14 protein-coding genes are annotated in these 17,877 nt (G+C 69.2%); 5 read left to right on the forward strand and 9 right to left on the reverse strand.

Annotated features, from left to right (window positions below):
- Positions 1 to 56 precede the first annotated feature (56 nt).
- The gene (locus AB0E94_RS39960) at positions 57 to 413 is read right to left on the reverse strand and encodes a hypothetical protein (RefSeq protein ID WP_360337321.1); all 357 of its coding nucleotides are present in this window, start codon (positions 411 to 413) and stop codon (positions 57 to 59) included.
- 299 nt (positions 414 to 712) lie between these two features.
- On the opposite strand from AB0E94_RS39960, the gene AB0E94_RS39965 reads away from it, so the two are divergent.
- Both AB0E94_RS39965 and AB0E94_RS39970 read left to right on the forward strand, forming a co-directional pair.
- Complete coding sequence (locus AB0E94_RS39965) at positions 713 to 1,804, forward strand: glycosyltransferase (RefSeq protein ID WP_360337323.1); 1,092 nt, start codon at positions 713 to 715, stop codon at positions 1,802 to 1,804.
- Between the two features lie 34 nt (positions 1,805 to 1,838).
- Positions 1,839 to 2,075, forward strand: a complete 237-nt coding sequence (locus AB0E94_RS39970; protein ID WP_360337325.1) for a hypothetical protein — start codon at positions 1,839 to 1,841, stop codon at positions 2,073 to 2,075.
- Positions 2,076 to 2,241: 166 nt separating this feature from the next.
- On the opposite strand, the gene AB0E94_RS39975 is transcribed toward AB0E94_RS39970, so the two are convergent.
- The 6 genes from AB0E94_RS39975 to AB0E94_RS40000 all read right to left on the reverse strand — a co-directional run bounded on the left by AB0E94_RS39975 (position 2,242) and on the right by AB0E94_RS40000 (position 7,404).
- Positions 2,242 to 2,586 carry a hypothetical protein gene (locus AB0E94_RS39975; protein ID WP_360337327.1) on the reverse strand — a complete coding sequence of 115 codons (345 nt, stop codon included), beginning with the start codon at positions 2,584 to 2,586 and terminating at the stop codon, positions 2,242 to 2,244.
- A gap of 4 nt (positions 2,587 to 2,590) precedes the next feature.
- Positions 2,591 to 4,180, reverse strand: a complete 1,590-nt coding sequence (locus tag AB0E94_RS39980) for a hypothetical protein (RefSeq protein ID WP_360337329.1) — start codon at positions 4,178 to 4,180, stop codon at positions 2,591 to 2,593.
- Between the two features lie 11 nt (positions 4,181 to 4,191).
- The gene (locus tag AB0E94_RS39985) at positions 4,192 to 4,428 is read right to left on the reverse strand and encodes a hypothetical protein (protein ID WP_360337331.1); all 237 of its coding nucleotides are present in this window, start codon (positions 4,426 to 4,428) and stop codon (positions 4,192 to 4,194) included.
- The gene (locus AB0E94_RS39990) at positions 4,428 to 5,099 is read right to left on the reverse strand and encodes a VWA domain-containing protein (RefSeq protein WP_360337333.1); all 672 of its coding nucleotides are present in this window, start codon (positions 5,097 to 5,099) and stop codon (positions 4,428 to 4,430) included. The genes AB0E94_RS39985 and AB0E94_RS39990 overlap by 1 nt, the downstream gene beginning before the upstream one ends.
- 68 nt (positions 5,100 to 5,167) lie before the next feature.
- Entirely contained in the window at positions 5,168 to 6,250 is a 1,083-nt protein-coding gene (locus AB0E94_RS39995) for a hypothetical protein (protein ID WP_360337335.1), read from the reverse strand.
- Positions 6,247 to 7,404, reverse strand: coding sequence for a protein phosphatase 2C domain-containing protein (locus AB0E94_RS40000; protein ID WP_360337337.1), 1,158 nt, complete (start codon positions 7,402 to 7,404; stop codon positions 6,247 to 6,249). The genes AB0E94_RS39995 and AB0E94_RS40000 overlap by 4 nt, the downstream gene beginning before the upstream one ends.
- Before the next feature lie 265 nt (positions 7,405 to 7,669).
- Between AB0E94_RS40000 and AB0E94_RS40005 the strand changes: the two genes are divergently transcribed.
- A complete protein-coding gene (locus AB0E94_RS40005; RefSeq protein ID WP_360337339.1) occupies positions 7,670 to 10,801 on the forward strand; it encodes a hypothetical protein in 3,132 nt (1,043 codons plus the stop codon).
- Positions 10,801 to 13,230, forward strand: coding sequence for a hypothetical protein (locus AB0E94_RS40010; RefSeq protein WP_360337340.1), 2,430 nt, complete (start codon positions 10,801 to 10,803; stop codon positions 13,228 to 13,230). Before AB0E94_RS40005 ends, AB0E94_RS40010 begins: the two co-directional genes overlap by 1 nt.
- Positions 13,231 to 13,304: 74 nt before the next feature.
- Here the strand turns inward: AB0E94_RS40010 and AB0E94_RS40015 are convergent, their stop codons facing one another.
- A complete protein-coding gene (locus AB0E94_RS40015) occupies positions 13,305 to 13,520 on the reverse strand; it encodes a DNA-binding protein (RefSeq protein WP_360337342.1) in 216 nt (71 codons plus the stop codon).
- Positions 13,521 to 14,438: 918 nt separating this feature from the next.
- Entirely contained in the window at positions 14,439 to 16,793 is a 2,355-nt protein-coding gene (locus tag AB0E94_RS40020; protein ID WP_360337344.1) for a hypothetical protein, read from the reverse strand.
- Between the two features lie 229 nt (positions 16,794 to 17,022).
- Between AB0E94_RS40020 and AB0E94_RS40025 the strand changes: the two genes are divergently transcribed.
- A partial coding sequence (locus tag AB0E94_RS40025) for an ALF repeat-containing protein (RefSeq protein WP_360337346.1) occupies positions 17,023 to 17,877 on the forward strand: 855 nt, incomplete at its 3' end.

The following is a 17,877-nucleotide window of genomic DNA, read 5'->3' on the forward strand; positions in this document are numbered from 1 at the left end:
GGCCACGGCGAGCCGATACACCTCGGCTCACCGGGCCAGCGCGGCCGGGATGCCGGTCAGATCGGCGGACCCCCCTTGCAGACGAAGTGCGCGGGATCGACCACCAGGCCCGCCGCCGAGTCGGTGACCGTCACTGACACGCCGTAGGCCCGGCCCGGCGTGCATTTGCCGTTCGCCCCGGTCGTGTAGACCTGACCGAACGAGGCGCCACTCCAGACGGTGGAGTACGGCGCCGTACCTCCGGCGATGTTCACCCAGCAGACGAACGAGCTGGCGCCTTCGGCATAACAGACGACATCGGCGGTGAGTGGGGCATCAGCCGACGCGGCGCCGGCCGGCGCTATGGCCAGCGCGACACCGGCCGACGCGGACACCGCTGCCGCACGTCGCAGCCACTTCCTGGTTTGAGTCATGCTGCCAATCAAGCACCGGCCGGCTGTCCATGGACGCCATCCTGGACAGCGCTGGACACGGCCGCGATTCGCATTTCCGGACCGGAACACGCCCGCCATTCGCACGACTCCATCGCCGATTGGATGACCCCTGATGCGCGACTGTCAATGGCCCGCACATCGCCTACCTTTCATTCGGACACACCCACATCGATAAGCGACCAAGGATGGGACCAATGGCTTCGGGCACCCGCAGCGCTCCACGGCATCGAGCAACAGGCGCCCCCATCCAGCGGGTCCCGGGCGAATACACCAGCCGCGTGTCGATCGACCAGAGCCGGTTGCAGATCGCGGCGATCGTGCCCGCCTACAACGAGGGTGACGCCATCGCCGCGACCATCGCCTCGCTCCAGCGGCAGACCCGGCAGCCCGACCTGATCGTCGTCGTGCCGAACAACTGCACCGACGACACCGCCGAGGCCGCGCGACTGGCCGGCGCACGGGTCATGGAGTACCCGGGCCGAAATCCCGACAAGAAGGCCGGCGCGATCAACTACGCGCTCGACCGGCTCGAACCCAACCTCGGCGACCCGTGGAACTGGGCGATGCTCGTCATGGACGCCGACACCACCCTCTCGCCGAGTTTCCTCGAGGTCGCCGAGCAGTATCTGATCTCCGGTGTCGGCGGGGTGGGTGGTACGTTCGCCGGCCGCCGGTGCGACAGCCTGCTGGGCTACCTCCAGAGGATGGAGTATCACCGGTACGGCAAGGTGGCCGAACGCATGAACAGCCGCGCGTTCGTGCTGACCGGCACCGGAACGCTGTTCTCGTACGGCGCGCTGCTCGACGTCCGTGCCCAGCGCCGGGCCGGCCGTCTGCTGCCGGAGGGCTGGTCGTTCTACGACACGCACAGTCTCACCGAGGACAACGAGCTGACGTTCGCCCTCCAGGCGTGCGGCTACCGGGTGCTGTCGCCGGCCGGGATGTGGGCGACCACCGACGTGATGGAGACCGTCCCGAAACTGGTCGGCCAGCGGGAACGCTGGTACCTGGGCGCGATGCGCAACATCGCCCAGTACGGCCGCCGCATGCCGTTCCACATGCGATGGGTTTACTGGCGCCAGCAGGCGGGCCTGCTGCTCTCCGCGATCATCGCCGCCGTCTACCTGCTGGCCGTCGCGGTGTCTCTGACCTGGCTGGGCGGCGTCGACTTCGCCTGGTACTGGACGATCCCGTCGCTGGTGCTGCTGGCCGAGCGGGTGTGGTCGGTGTGGACGATGGGCTGGCGCGCCCGCGTCTACGCCGCCCTGTTCATTCCCGAGCAGCTCTACACACTGCTTTTGACATTCATTTACAGCAAGGCCCTTCTCGCATTCGTACGCGGAAAGAAGGGTTCCTGGTCGGCCACCTGAGTCGAACCGGGTTTCACGGGAGGAATGAAAGTTCGTGTATCAGTCGATGCTGCCTGTCACCGGCGCTGGTCTCGCGTTCGGCGGAATCCTGGTGAGCGTGATGAACGTGGTCTGGCTGGGAATCGCCCTGGCAGTGATCGGCGGAATGCTGATCACCCTGTCGAAGTTCGGCCCGCGAGTGGCAGTCGAGCCGATCCCGGTCGGCCTACGGGGAAGCCGTTTCCGCCTGACCGTGAACGGCCGCCCGCTGTCGCTCACCCGTTCCCGGTAGAACTCACCGGCGTAGTCCGTCCGCCAAGACCGCGAGCCGTCGCCCACCACGGTAAAACCGCCCGCATTCCAGTGGTGAGCGACGGCTCGCGGTCCCAGCCGTCGCTCAGCACGGTAAAGCCGCACGCATTCCAGTGGTGAGCGACGGCTCGCGGTCTTGGGGAGTGTCAGACGAGGCTGCCGACGGAGGTGACCACGGCCTGGACTGCGGCGGTGAGAGCGCCCACCGCTGTCACGTGTTCGCCGGCCCGTTGCAGGGCGGCCAGGATCCGGTCTGCCCGGGGCTTGCGGGCGGCCAGCTCGGTGCGGGCCATCTCGACCTCGGCCCGTGCCAGGTCGGGCTCCTCCAGAGCGGACCGGTGCACCTCGATCAGGCGGAGGACCTCGTCGAGCCGGCCGGCGATGTCGTCGCTGCCCGTGCTGTACGCCTGAGCGCCGACACCGACGGCCAGGTTGGTGGCCTGGATCCGGGCGCTGCCGCCCAGCTGCACCCCGTTGTTGATGTAGGACATGTGGTCAGCTCTTTCCCATTCCGGCGACCTTGCTCATCATCGCGGTCGCTCTGGCGTTGATTCCGACGGCCACGTTCTCGGCCTTGATCTGACTGTTGCCGGTGGCCAGCAGGCCATTGTTGATGATCATGCTCTGCCGTTCCCGGACGTCCGACGAGTCGATGCCGTGCGCAGCCAGGAACTGTTCGAGCGAATCGAGGACCTTCCGTTCGATGATCCGCAGGTACTGGTCCTTGTCGGCCCGCTGGAAGTGGCGGTGATAGCCGTCGTCCATGGCCATCTCCCGCGGGGCGATCGGAGCGCCGTAGTTGAACGTGCGCTCCTCGGTGATCTCCCGCCGGATCCGGCGGCGCTCCGAGTTCAGTGTCAGCGGGCCGAGGATCTCGGCGAGGACGACGAACGGCGCGCGGAGCTGCCTGATGATCGCGGCCGGCAGCGCGGCCGTCACGATCCGGCTGACCTGGCGCAGCGACGGATGTTCCCGCAGGTCGTCGACCGAGTGGTAGTCGGCGCGCATCGGCCCGAGCAGCCGGTAGTCGGCCTCGGTGTAGAGCTGTTCGTTGCGGTACTGCACGAATCGCACGAACATGGTCATCACCAGCTCGCCGCCCCAGCCGGTGACCCGTAGCGCCAGGTAGGGGCGGGCCTGGTCGTGCGGGTGGTCCCACTGCTGCCGGATGGTCGAGCGGTCGGCCTGTTGCCGGGGCGCCTGGAGCGGGTCGGGCAGCAACTCCGACGCGACCGCCGGCATCGAGTCGTCGAGCAGGTCGGAACCTGCGACGAAGAGCCTGTCGTCGACTGTCACGCCGGGCAGGTCGAGGCCGCTCACCGCCGCCGCGACGTGGTCGTGCACCTCGGCGACGCTGAATCGGCGGATCTTCTCACCGTGCGCGGGTTTGCTGATGTCGGCGACGAACGACCACTCGTTCTGTCGCACCCCGAAGCCGGGGAACGGGTCGTATCCGGAGTAGAGGGTCACGTTGCCGCGGTCGCGGGCGGCGATGTCGGCGATGCGGCGGCGTATCCGGTCGGAGGCGGGTTCGGGCGCCTGCGCCGGGTCGAAGACGGCGTGCCGCAGCTTCGGGGCGAGGACCCGGTAGGAGGTGCGGAACCGTTCGATGGCGACGACCAGCCAGCCGAGCAGCAGGCCGAGCCCGAAGAACAGCCAGAACGGAAGGAACAACAGCAGCAGGATGTCGGTGATCCGCTGCCGGCGACGGGCATGGATGCCATATTTCAGTACGGTCGCGAGGTCGACACCGGGCGACGAGGCGATCGCGCGTAACGGTTGTTCGACGGTGCCGGCCAGGATGCGCCGATTCAGTGCGCTGTCCAGTTGTACGGCTGCGCACATGTACCGGGTGGCGTCCCGGGCGAAGTTCGGCGAACTCCGGTGAATCGGATGCGCGGCCGACTGGAAAACGGCTGGCTGAAACGCGGGTGGCGGCTGAAAAGGCTGATAGGCGGGCGGCTGCTGAAAGGGGATGGTCCGGGTCTGGCCGCTGGCGGGTGGCGTGATCCGCCGGGGTTGCTGGCAGTGGACGCAGAGCAGGAAGGCAGCGGGATTGTCACCGCCGCAATGGGTGCAGAGCATGACGAGGTTCCTCAGGGGTTCTGGTGGAAGAGGTTCGGTTTCTGGATGTCCTCCTCCTGCCCATCCGGTGGTCTGGGCACCGGCTTGGCAGGCTTGGTCGTCGCGGAGACCACCGGTCCACCGGGTGCCTGCACGTCTTCCGCGATCAGGTGGAAGCCCTGGACCACACCACCGAACAGCAGCGCGGCGAGCCCGGCCGCGATCGCGATACCTGTGGCGTCGGCCCGGAGCGGGCGTCCGGCGGCCATCAGTCGAGGTATTCCAGCGGCACCGACTTGTAGCCGGATGCCTGGGCCGGGATGAGCAGCTCGTCGGCCTGAGCGGACGCGACCAGCGAGTTGAGCATGCTGTGCAGCGCGGTGGAGAGGGCTTCGTCCTGCCCGGAGCTGCCGTCGGCCACGAACGCCGCCTTGGTGGCGATCCGGCTGAGCACCTCCTCGGGCGCCGCGCCGAACCCGTAGGTGACCACATGCGGCCGGCGGCGGCGCCCTTTGTCGACGAGGGTGCGGAAGGCGTTCTCCCATTCGCCGTCGGTGGGCGCCCCGTCGGTGAGGAAGAACATGATCGGCCGCAGCACGGCCTTGCCCTGTGCGGTGAGCGCCGGCAGGTCGATGTCGATGCGTTCGCGGACCAGGTCGAACGCGGCCCCGTAGCCGGTCATGCCGTCGCAGGCGACCTCGGGCATGCCCGGCACGTACTCCATGTCGGTCATCTCGATGACCACCCAGGGCTGGGTGGAGAACGCGATGATCGACATATGCGCGAACTCGGACACCCGGGGGCTGTTGGCCAGGGTGCTGTGCAGCTTCTTGAGAGTCTGATTGAGGGTCTGCTCGTGCGGCGACATGGACGTCGACACGTCGATGACAAGATAGGTCGGCAGACATTTCTGCCGCATATGGTGCATGCCGTCGGTCATCGGTTCGGCTCCTTAGAAAGTCCGGCGACGCAGAGAAAGTTCGGCGACGCAGAGCAGAGTTCGGCGGTTCAGAGCGAGGCCAGATAGACGGCCAGGCTCAGGATCAGCAAGGCGACGATCAGCGCCGCGAACCACCGTCCGACGTGGACCGGGCGGTCGGGCACGACCGGGGCAGGGCTGGGCACGGCGGGCCGGGCAGCGGGTCCGGCGACCGGCTCGGTGGTGGGCTTGACTGCGGGCGCCGGGGCGACCGCCGGGCGGGCCGGCAGCGGCAGCCGGTCCACGGGCATCCGCAGGTACGGCCGCCCGTCCAGCACCGCGAGCAGCGTGGCCGCGGCCGGCCGCTGGGCCGGGGTGGCGGCCAGCAGACTGTCCCGCAGGATCTCGGTGAGGGCCGGATGAGGCAGATCCCCGAGAGCGTGCAGGGCGTGGACGGTGGCGCGTTCCCCGGTGAGCACCCGGGCGACGAGCAGCGCGACCCGGTATCGGTCGGTGGTGGCGTCGGCCGGGCTGCTGCGCGGGGTGTGCGGGTCCTCCCAGTTGGGTTGGAAGATGTTGCTCATCCGGTGCCGTCCGCAGCCGTCCAGGTCGATCACGTAGGCGCTGTGGTCGGCGGGGCTGTAGAAGGCGTTGGAGTAGGACCAGTCGGAGTAGACGAGCCCGTAGCGCCCGAGCAGCACCGCGACCGACACGACGTCGTGGCTGACCCGCAGCCGCTGCTCCCAGGTGGGCGGGGTGAGCCCGCGCCTGACGAACGACGTGTCGGGCCGGGCCAGCCAGTCGATCTCCAGGTAGCGTTCGGCGCCGTCCGGCGGCATGTTCGCCCGGAACCTGGCCGGCGCCTGCGGCAGCACGCAGCCGATCGTCTTGCCGCCGTCGAGCAGTGCCGCGACCGGCCAGGACGTCGACGTGACGACCCGGGCCCGGTCGGCGGGCGGCATCGAGGCGGGCAGCCCGATCAGCCAGTCCAGGCAGGCGGCGGCGTCGGTGTCGGCGGGTTTGTGGTAGAGCTTGGCGAGCCAGCCGTCGTGCCCCGGGACGGGGTGGATTCCGGTGCTCTGGCCCGCGCCGAGACTGATCGAGGCGGCCAGCGGGCCGAGGGCGGCGAGGTCGACGGCGGCGGGCAGCTGCCACCCGGCGGCTGTGGTCATCGCCCGGTCCAGACCGTGACCGCGGTGCGGTCGTCCTGGAAGCCGCGGGCGTCGTAGCCGACGTCGTTGAGGAAGGCGCCGAGCGCCGGCGGGTCCGCCCACTGCCTGGCGAAGTAGGCGTTGGCTTCGGACATCATCGTCCAGGCGTCCCCGATCCCGTCACTGACCAGGGCGATCACCGCCCCGGCGGGAAACCGGTAGAGCCGGTGCTCGGCCCGGCCCGGGTGCAGCGGAAGGCAGGCGTTGACCGCGTTCGAGGAGATCCCGCCGTCGTCGCTCTTGAGGTCGCCCGCGAACGCCTCCCATCGTTCCCCGTGCAGCTGCCAGCCCGAGACGTCGCCGATCCACATGAACCAGCAGTCCCGCCCGTCCGCACCGGAGTGGGTGTCGAACACTCCGGCGATCAGCACGGCGCACAGGTCGTGGGCGGTGAGCCCGCGCCGGGTGGCCTCCTCGGTCATCCGTGCGGCCACCCCGTGCAGGATGCGTTCGCTGTCGAGGGCGGACGGGTCGGCCTTGCCGGCGAGGGCCCGCCCGATCAGGTCGACGGTGGTCTCGGCGGCGATGGCGGCGCCGAGGTCGGATCGCGGGCTGCTGGACAGCCCGTCGGCGACGGCGGCGATCAGGTAGCGGCCGCTGGTGTCCCGGCCCAGCGCGTACGCGTCCTGCCGGGCGACCGCCGGTTCCTCGCAGCGGTGTCCCGGCCCGAGCAGGGATGCGGCCCGGACGGTGAGGTCGGCGAGGCGGGCCTCGTCGGCGGCGACGCCGGACTGGGCGACGGGTCGGGGCAGCAGCCACGGCAGCGCGTGGGCCCGGGAGGGCCGCTGGCCGAAGAGCGGCGGGGCGGGGTAGGCGGCCTCACGGATCAGGGTGGCGACCGGAGCGACAGGTGCCACCGGAGCGACCGGAGCGACCGCGGTGACCGCCGCGGGGCGTGGACCGTGCTGCCGGGGCGGTGGTGGCATCGCGTGCTGCGGGTACGGACGGCGGACCGGCAGTGGCGGGGCGACCCGGCGCCGGCCGGTCAACGGGCCGATCAGTTCGGTCTGGAGAGCCACCCCGCCGGCCAGGATCGCCGCAGCCCCGGCCAGGGTGATGAGAAATTGATTCGCGAACAGCTGCAATTCCAGGAATCCACCGGAAAGGATCCCCAAGATCGCCGCCATTCGATTCGCACGAGGCGCCATGGCGTTGCACGATAGCAGGCGATCAGGTCGGCCGTTCGTGCCATTTTAAAACGAAGATCAGGCAATCCGAAAGTGATTTCATGATCGGCGTTCGCCAGAAAGAACGGGCCGGACAATACGACCCCCGTCGAATCCGGGGACCCCGTTTCAGCGCCACGTCAGCGCCATTTCAGCGGCGACGACCAGGGTCGGAAGGACAACCAGTCCGTCGTAACCGAAAGGTACCGCACACATGGCGACCGCTGAGGTCTTCCGTTTCGTCACCGTCCGTCCGCCGCAGGACGTCGACATCCTTCAGCAGAACGCCGGCGCCAGCGTCGACCTCGGCGTGTTCACCACGGCGTTCGCCGACACCCTGCGTTCGCTGCGCCGTGACGGCGACCGCGCCGACATGATCGGCACGGCGACCGCCCTGATCAACGGGACGACGTTCGTCGACTCGGCCAAGAAAATCGACAAGCCGTACCTGGACTTCCTGGTCGCGGTCCGCGCGCTGACCGACCAGAGCTTCTTCACCGGCGCCGGGACCGCGTTCGGCAACGCCTTCAACAAGGCCGATCCGGCTGCCCACATCAAGACCGACGCGTTCATCGCCTTCCACGGCCGGGTCGCGGACAGCATCGTCGCCGCCACCATCGTGCCGTCGGTGCCGACGAAGACCCGTGAGCTGCTGACCACGACCGCCCGGGCGCTGTGGCTGATCCGCCGGCTGGCCGCCAAGTCGAGCCTGTCGCGGACCGTGTTCAACAGCGCCCCGCTGGCCCTGCCCCGCGACATCTTCCCGCTGCCGCCGGCCACCACGAGCACCGGCGAGCTGCGGGCCGCCGCCACCGGCCGGGCGTCGCGGGCACAGGCCCGCGCCCAGCGACGGGTCACCCTGTCGGCGAACCTCGAAGCGCACCGGCAGGCCCTCGACGAGCTGCTGGCCGGGGTGGACGCGTTCGGCACGTCGGTGCTCAACGGCAGCCGGACCGGTTTCGGGCTGCCCGACGCCGCACTGCGGACACTGACCGAGTCGACCCGTGCGGTGTTGACGGCGAACGGCGTACCGGAAACCGGTTTTGATCTGGCCCGGACCGTCGCCCTGCTGGAGACCCGCGCGTCGGGCCTGGCTCGGTCGTTGCATTCCGACGCCGGCCCGGACCGGCAGGTCGTCCGGATCGGCAACACCTTCCTGACCCGGTCCGGCCTGGACACGGCGGTGGCGGCCGATCCGGCCGACAGCCGGACCCCGGGGCCGTGCGCGCCCGCCCCGGCCGCGCTGCCCGTCGACGGTGTCACCGTGCCCACCGGTCACGGCGACGCGAAGGTCCTCGGCATCGCCGACCTGAACCTGGTCGAACAGAACCTGCTGCGGTACGAGCTGGGCGAGGTCGCGCACATCGAGAACGTGCTGCGCGGGGAGACCCGGTCACGGACGTTCCGGACCAGTCACACCACCACGCAGACCGAGACGGTCGAGACCGAGACGACGCAGGAGAAGGAGCAGGATCTCTCCTCGACCGACCGGTTCGAGTTGCAGACCGAGTCGCAGAGCGTGATCAACGAGAACGCGAGCACCCAGGCCGGGCTGACCATTCACGCGTCCTACGGGCCGTCGGTCGACGCCACCTCGAACTTCAACTTCTCCAGCAGCAGCTCACGCCAGCAGTCGGACACCGCGTCGGCGAGTTTCGCCCGGGAGATCTCCACCAAGGCGGTCAACCGGGTGCAGACCCGATCGCTGACCCGCCGCACCACGACCACCACCGACGTGGTCGAGGAGACCGACGTCCACGCGTTCGAGAACCGCAACGGCAACAACGACATCAGCGGGGTCTACCGGTTCGTCGACAAGGTGTACCGGGCGCAGGTGGTGAACTACGGCAAGCGACTGATGCTGGAGTTCGTGGTGCCGGAGCCGGCCGCGTTCCTGCGGCACGTGGCCGGCAGCCGCCCGGTCACCGGGGTCAGCCAGACCGAGCCGGAGCCGCCCGGTTACTGCCTGGCCGGCGGCACCACGTTCCAGCCGTTGCAGGTGACCGACATCCGGCCCGACTCGTACCAGATGTGGGCGGCCAAGTACGGCGCCCAGGACGTGTCGTCCCCGCCGCCGGCGCTGGTCCTGGCCACGGCCGGTAAGAAGTCGCCGGACAAGATGGACACCCTCCCGGACAGTTCGCAGGGCGACGGCCAGGAGAACCGGAAGATCAGCTCGGATGTGTTCGCGGTGACCATCCCGGACGGCTACCAGACACAGACCGCCACGGTGAACATCTTCGGCGAGACCCAGAAGGGCACCCACCGGATCGTCGTGCAGGTCGCCGGCGAGGAGCGCACCTACATCGAGCCGGGCCAGGACCCGACCGGGTTCGACCTGAGCGCCAACCGGGCCTCCTCGGTCGACATCACCCTCAACACGCTCGCCTTCCACAACTGGGAGGCGGTGGCGGTGGTGTTCTGCAAGCTGTCGGCCGAGAAGCTCCAGGAATGGCAGCTCAAGACCTTCAATTCGATCATGACGGCGTACGCGAACCTGAAGTCCCGTTTCGACGAGGCGGTCGCCGAGGCCCGTCTCCAGGCACGTAACGACGCCGCGATCACCGGCGCCAACCCGGCGATCAACCGGGAGACCGAGCAGACCGAGCTGAAGAAGGGCTGCCTCCAGCTGCTGACCGGCCAGAAGTTCGACCTGTTCGACGCGGTCACCGGCAACCAGGACCCGTTCGGCTACCCGGAGATGGATCTCGACGAGGCCAAGGCCGAGGGCGCCTACATCCAGGTGTTCGAGCAGAGCTTCGAGTGGAACAACATGACCTACATCTTCTATCCGTACTTCTGGGGCCGGAAGCAGGAGTGGCCGGTCGTCTCCCAGCTGTCCGACGACGATCCGCTGTTCGCCCGCTTCCTGCGGGCCGGCGCGGCCCGGGTCCAGGTGCCGGTGCGCCTCGGATTCGAGAACCGGATCCTCACCTACCTGAGCACCGGTGAGCTGTGGGCCGGTGCCGGCGCCCTGGTCAACTCGGACAGCGACTCCGCCGACGTGCTGCACCTGTCGATCGTCGACGAGCTGAAGAGCCAGCAGGGCGACAACAACGTGGACGGCCCCGGCACGGTCACCGTCACCAAGGACAAGAGTGAGGTCACCGGCGTCGGCACCGCGTTCAGCAGCGACGACGTGAACCGGCGCATCTCGATCGGCGGGACCGTGTTCGTCATCAAGTCGGTGACCGACGAGCAGAACATCAGGCTCACCACCGCCTACACCGGCAGGAACGACAGCGGGCTCGCGTACTCGATGGGCGGCAAGCTGGTCGGTGAGTCCTGGGAGGTCAAGCTGCCCACCAGCCTGGTCAAGCTCGACAACTCGCTGCCGATCAGCTGATGGCCGGCGAGCCGAGCAGCGATTTCGAACTCGACCCGAGGTATCACAACGGGGGCGAGAAGGAGCCGCCGAAGGTCTGGGCGGAATCGCAGCAGATGCGGGTGATCGTGGAGAAGGCCGACCCGCGGCCACCGGACGTGGTCCGCCGGCTGCTGGTCGACGCGATCCACCGGCAGGTGCGCACCCTGCACCTGTTCCGGGCGGTCGGCGAGATCCTGCCGGTCGGGGGTGTCGGACCGGTACGGCAGAACGACCTGACCCTCTACGCCATCCTGTTCCCGGGCGAGGGCCGGGACAACACCGGGATCAAGGACCTCAACGACAACGTCCTGGAGTACAGCCACACCAACGACTTCATCGACCGCCGCAACGAGGCCATCCGCACCATCTTCACCACCACCGGCCCGGGTCCCTCGTACCGGACGGTCGGCCAGGACTACAAGATCTGCTTCTTCCTGGCCGACGGCAAGAAGCCGGAGGAGGTGGCCGCCGACCTGAAACGGCTGGACAAGGCGATCGTCGACGCGCTGCTGAAAACCCTCGACGAGGCGATCGCCGACCCGGACCACAAACACAAGAAGGAATGCGAGAAGCTGAAACGGACCCTGTCGAAGAAGGGCTACCGGTTCGACTTCCTGATCGGCTCCCAGGCCCGCGCGGTGCAGGGCGATCAGCTGGACGTCACGTTCCTGCTGACCACCGAGACCCTCAAGAGCGCAGGCCTGGCCCGGTACGCGGTGAAGGTCGCGGGCCTGCGCACCAGGATGGCCAAAGCGCACCTGGCCGGAACCGCGCCGAAGACGCCGAAAGGCGGCGACGACCGGGGCCGGCCCTACAACGAAGACACCTACCTGCGGGTCAGCGCGGTCGCGCCGGGGATCAAGAAGTTCATCCTCGGCGCCGGCGGGCCCGGCCAGAACGTCAAACTGGACCGGGTCCTGGTCGACAAGGTGTGGACCGACGCGTTCCTGCTCGCCGAACGGCTGTTCTTCGGCAACCCCGACGTGATCCGCGACGTCCGCAAGAAGAAGCTCGTCGCGCCGACGCTCCGGCAGGGCGTGACCGCGGCCTTCGGGGTGCAGGTGGACCTGCTCGAAACCTGGCTGGTGGTGCTGAACCTGATCGACTTCGTCAGCGGGTTCGTGCTGAGCGAATACCGCGGACGGGTGCTCAACCTGCATCGCGCCGCGTCAAACCTGGTCGACGACGTGGCCGGGCAGCGGGTGGTGGACTGGCGGCGGCTCACCCCGGTGCTGACCAGCGACGTCCGGCAGCGCACCCCGATCGCGCAGCAGGGCGCCACCTCGGAGTTCCCGTTCTTCGCGTACTCGTCGGACTTCCGGCATCAGATCTTCGTCACCTTCGACATTCGTGACCTCGGTGTCGACCTGATGCTCTTCTACGAGCTGCTCAACAAACGGATCGTCGACGACCAGCTCACCGGCGAGAACCTGATGCGGGCGACGTTCGTGTCCAACAACCGCACGATGTTGCGCAAGCGGGACACGTACGACGAGGTGGTGAAGGCCTTCAAGAACGTGCACGCCCGCATCACGGCGACCCGGCCGGACGACCAGCGCGCGGTCCTCGCCGCGGTGCAGGCGTTCGGCGGCGGCGTCTTCACCAGCGGCCGGCGGCTGCCCGCCTTCGAGCAGAGCATCCGGGTGATGGTCGGCGGCGACGAGATCTTCGTCGCCGCCCACCCCCTCTACGCCGGGCACATCAGCGAGGTGATCCGCACACTCGACAGCCGCGTCTCCGGCGATCAGCTGATCAACCTGCGGGCCGGAGTGGGTTTCTCGGCTGCCCCGCCGGCCGACACACCGGGTCCCGGCCCCGGCCCGGACATCTCCCCGGAGCAGCGTAAGAAGAATCAGAAGTCGCACCACGCGGCGCTCAGTGTGTCGTCCAGCAGCGGAAACGCGCTGAAGGATCTGGAACGCCGGCAGCGCCGGATGGAACGGCTGATCGAGATGCTGGAGGACAGTCCGGACACCAAGAAGAACGATCTGGCGAAGGGCTACCAGAAACGGCTGGACGACCTGCACCTGCTGCGCATCTACGCCCGCGGGCAGCACGGCCACGCCCGGCCGCTGCCCCGCGCCATGTACGAGCGGCTGATCGTCGCGCTCCGCACCGAGGACGTGCCCACCGCGCTGCAGAACGGCGAGGAACTGGTCGACTTCGAGACCGACCAGGTGATCAACCGGGCCAGGAAGGAGGCGGCCGCGGACCGGCTGGAGGCGGACCTGCTCCGCGACGTCGGCCGCGACAACTTCCAGGCCGCGCTGCCGCCGACATTCAAGACGCCGAAACTGGCGAAGTGGATCCTCAAGGTCGTCATCCGGTACCTGACCGGCGCGTCGACCCCGTTGCTGCCGCCGGAGGACAAGGAGGAAGCGGCGGAGGAGGAGATCATCCTGATCTGACCGAGCGGGACGGCGTCACGAACCCGGCCGGCGGCGAGGACGGCCCGTGTCGCGTCCTCGTCGTCGGATCAGCCCTATTGATGTGGGCTCCGGCGCCTGTCTCGCCAGGCAGTGGCCTCGCTGGCCAGCCACACCTTTCCCTGGGCGAGGTCGGCCACCGGCCGGGGAAAGTCGGCGCGTTTGGTGATCTGGTAGACCCGCTGCCTGCTGATCGACCCGAACAACACCCGGATCTCGTGCGCCCCGACGAGGTCCAGTTTGATCGCTCCCTGCTGCACACCGATTGTCATGCGCCAACTGTACAAGCGACAGGCCCCGAGTCCAAGCAATCCCCGCACCGAGACACCCGATCCGGCGTACCGCCCGCCGCGCACCCACCTCATCAGCCGGCCCCACCCGCCCCTGAACGAGGTCAGCCACCAGCACCGACAAGTCACCCAGCCGAGTGAGCCGATCAGCCACCCCATCGACCCGGCGTCCGCGCGGTGATCCTGGCTCGGCCCGAACGTCAACCACCGCACACGATCGCCGTAGGTCCCACGCCGTCGAGCCCGGCAGCCACGTGGACACCTGCGGCTCAAATCGGGCCACAAGTCACCACGCTGCCGAGCCTTGCCGCCCGCGTGGACACCTGCGGCTCGAATCAGACCACACATCACCACACTGCCGAGCACTGCCGCCCGTGTGGACATCTGCGGCCCGATTCGAGCCGGGGGTCACCACGCAAATCGCTGCCGTCGACGGGGTTAGAACGCGGAACGCTTCAACCGCGCGGCATTGGGGTCTGAAACATCGGCCAGCGCACACGATCGCCCAACGTGTGCCCGCGGCGTCGTCCCGGCGAGGCTGAACGCACGCACTGCGTCGACCGTGTGCGTTCAGCCCGGTCAGGGCAGCGACGGGATCGCACATTGCCGCAACGTGAGCGCTGGTCCTCGCTCCGACTGGCACGGAAGGGCTCACTACCGGCAGAGAGGCCGGTTCACCGAGTAGCGCCAGTCAGGCGATGGTTAGGGTGGAGGCGCTGGTGGGAGGCCGGAACGCGGGCGGCGACGTACCGCAACGTCCACGACTACGCCGACGCGCTCGGCCTCGACGTCATGCTGCGGCCCCGCGAGGAGCCACCTGATCCTGAGCCGGAGTTGAGCCGCAACTGAACTCTCCCCGGCAGGATGAATCCGGCCGGGGAGAGAAGAGGAGAGACAGGGTCAGGGCAGGCGGATCTCGGTGACCGCCGACAGCTCCGGCGTTCCGGCCCGGTAGGCGACGACCTGGTAGGCGCCGGAGAGCGTGCCACCCGCCGCCCACTGCTCGGTCACCGACCCGGTGACCAGGCCGATCCGGTCGATGAGGTGCGATTCACCGGTCACGGTCTTCTCCACCATGAGGTACGCCTGGACGCTGACCGTGCCGGCCGGCGCCACCGCCGAGTAGGAACTGGTCATCCACTCCGAGGCGCTGTCGACGGTCGCGACGTTGGCGCTGCCGAGCCGGGTCACCTTGCCGGCGGCGTCGGTGAAGGCCAGTCCGGCACGCACCTGGCGTCCGGTGGAGACCGCCGCAAAACTGCCGACCGAGGTGTACGTGGCGCCGGCGACCGCCGCGACCGGGCTGCTCGATGTGCTGAGCTGCCCGTCCTTCAGAGCCGTGACCTGGAGTGCGGAGCTGCCGACGGCTCCGGCCGCGGTGGACCGGGAGACCTTGGTGCCCGATCCGCCGGCGGTCCAGCCGGCGGTTCCGGCGGTGGCCGACTCCAGTCCGGCGGCGTCGGCGTCGAGCAGGTTCGCGGGGACGGTGGCGCTGCCGACCGGCAGGTCCGCGACCTGCACCCCGTTGCGGTACACCCGGTAACCGGCGATCGGGTTGGTGGTGGCGTACGACTCCGGCCAGGTCAGCGTGGTGCCGTCGGCGGTCACGGCGGCCGGCGCCTCGGGCGCGAGGGTGACGGTCCGTACCGCTGCGGCGACGACCCCCGTGGTCGGGTTGCTGCCGAGGGAGACGTAGGTGGGACGCGACGAGGTCTTACGAGCACCGAGGTGTACGCCGTACCAGGTGCTCGGTTCGGCCTGGTCGTCGGTGATCGTGTTGCCCTGGATGACGTCACGGCTGCCGACCGACAGTCCGATGCCACTGGTTTCGAAGAAGCCCGCCCCGGTGTTGTAGGCCGTCGAACCGCCGAAGCCGGCGTTGCGGACCACGTTGCCGGTGATGGTGTCGGGGCTGCTCTTGGCGGCTGTGCTGCCGTACACCAGGATGCCCGACTGCCGTGGGCGCTCGATCACGTTGTCCCGGATGATGTTGGCGCCGCCTGGCCGTACCACATGGTCTGTCGTGCTCGTGCTGGTCTCGGACCAGGCGCCGGGCGTTCCGGCGGTGCCGTCGGCGTCGAGGTAGTCGTCGTAGGCGACGGCGACACCGACGGTGGCCGAGTCGCGGATGACGTTCTCGGCGACCAGCAGGTCGCGCGGCTCGGTGACGTCCTTGTTGGCGCCGGAGTGGCTGTAGTCGGAGTTCGACTTGAGCACGATGTGCGAACCCTGCAGGTGGTTGCCGGTGACCGTGCCGCCGTAGACCGCCTCGAAGTACAGGTTGCCGTACTCGGCCACACCCCGGGCCGCGGCGACCGCCGGCGTGGTCCGCACGACGTTGCCACGCACGGTCGTGTCCTGCGCGTTGGTGAAGTCGAACGCGTTGCCGTTGATGGTCGCGTCGAACTGGTTGCCCTCGATCACGGTGCCCGAGTTGCGGCCGCCGCCACCGATGTTGTCCTCACCGTCGGATTCGGCGCCGCCGCGGTTGTCGAACCGGTTGTCGAGCACCCGTACCCCGGTGGTGCCGTTGACCCACAGTTTGAAGTATTCGAAGTTGGTGAACCGGACCTGCCGGACGGTCCAGCGGTCGCCGGCCGAGATGCCGCCGCCGGTGTTGGTGTGCGCGCCGAGCGTGTCGCGGAAGTCGCACGCCTGCCCGGGACGTCCGGGCGCGGTCGCGTCGTCGAAGGCGCCGGCGCCGGTGCGGCAGTTGCCGTTGACGGTCAGGTCGGCGACCAGGTTGGCGCTGCCCGCCTCGGTGACGCCGTTCGGCAGGATCAGGTAGCTGTAGGCGAAGTTGCGCCAGTTGACGGTCGGGTCCATCAGGATCGTGGTGGCCGCGATCCCGGCGCCGCGCAGGTTCACGTTCGGCGGCAGCTTCAGCCCGCGGGTGATCCGGTACGTGCCGGCCGTCAGCAGCACGGTGGCGGTGCCGGCGGGCGTGGTGACCGTGCCGTCGGCGGCGACGACGGCCGGGGTGGTGCGGCCGGCCGCGGTGGTGATCGCCTGGGTGAGCGCCGCGTGGTCGTCGAGGGTTCCACCGCGCGGCGCCGGGGCCGGCACGCAGGTGGTGTCCGTCGCACAGTCGGCGGCGGTCAGCGCGGCCGGACTGCCGGTGGACACCAGCGAGTAGGCCGGCGGCTCGGTGGTCGGGACGGCGGCCGACGCGGAGGCGGCGGGAGCCACGACCGCGGTCAGGCAGGCGGTCGCGACCGCGACGTCACGGGCGAGCACACGGGAAACCAAGCGCATGTACGTTCCGTAATCCTAGAGGGGGCCTTGCTGCGGAAAGTCACTCTAAGCTGCGGCCCTTCGCGGTAAATCAGCTGTTCGGAGCCTTCCCTCGTAACTACTCGTAGTTGAGGCCGCTTTGCAGCTCGGCCGACTTCTCGTGCTTCATATGCGCGAGGCATCGACCAGGGTCGACACGTCAGCCCTGTCGAACCTATGGTCGCGACGAGTGAACAAACGGGGGGAAAGAATGGACAGACGTAGATATCGGTCGTCCGCTGCGCGTTTCTCACTGGTGGCTCTGCTGGCCGCCGGGCTCGCCGTCGGCGGGTCCGCGCTGCCGGCGACGGCCGCGCCGGTGGACCCGGTGGTGGCCGACCGGACAGCGGCGATCAACCTGATGTGCACCAGCGGGCCGGTGGTGGCCCGCGCGGCTCAGGCCGCCCTGCTGGAGTCGGACGCCGCCGTACGACGGTTCCTGGAGACCGAACTGCCCGGCCTCACCGCGATCGACAACCGGGTCAAGGTGGCCAACCTGATGTCGCTGTCCGGCCCGGCCATGACGGCCGCCGGGCAGACCGTGCTGTCCGGTTCGGACGCGGACGTGGCGGCGTTCCTCGCCGGCGGCCAGAACGAGCCGATGCGCACCGACCTGCGGGTCCGGATCGCCCGGATCATCGCCGCCGGCGGCCCGTCCACCCGCGCGGCCGGTCAGACCGCCCTGGCCGGCGGTGACGCGGCGATCTCACGGTTCCTGCTGGAAGGCCAGTACAGCGCGGCGAAGGCCGACGACCGGATCGCGGTCACCCGGCTGATCGCCGTCGGCGGGCCGGAGACGGTACGGCTGGGCCAGCTCGCACTGGCCGGCACCGCGCAGGACGTCGCCGACTTCCTCGCCCAGGGCCAGCACGTCGCCCGGGCCCGGGACGCGGAGATCGCCACCGTGGCACAGCTCGCCGAACTGGCGCGGCAGGCGCAGACCGAGGCGGCGGCACAGACCGAGATCGCCCGCGCCGAATCCGAACGGGCGGTGCAGGCGGCACAGCTGGCCAAGGAGGCGGCGCAGCGGGCGGCGGCGGAGACCGCGGCGGCCGCGGTGGACGCG

Origin of the sequence: Actinoplanes sp. NPDC026670 (assembly GCF_040638175.1) — a bacterium.
In the GTDB taxonomy this organism is placed as follows: Bacteria; Actinomycetota; Actinomycetes; order Mycobacteriales; family Micromonosporaceae; genus Actinoplanes.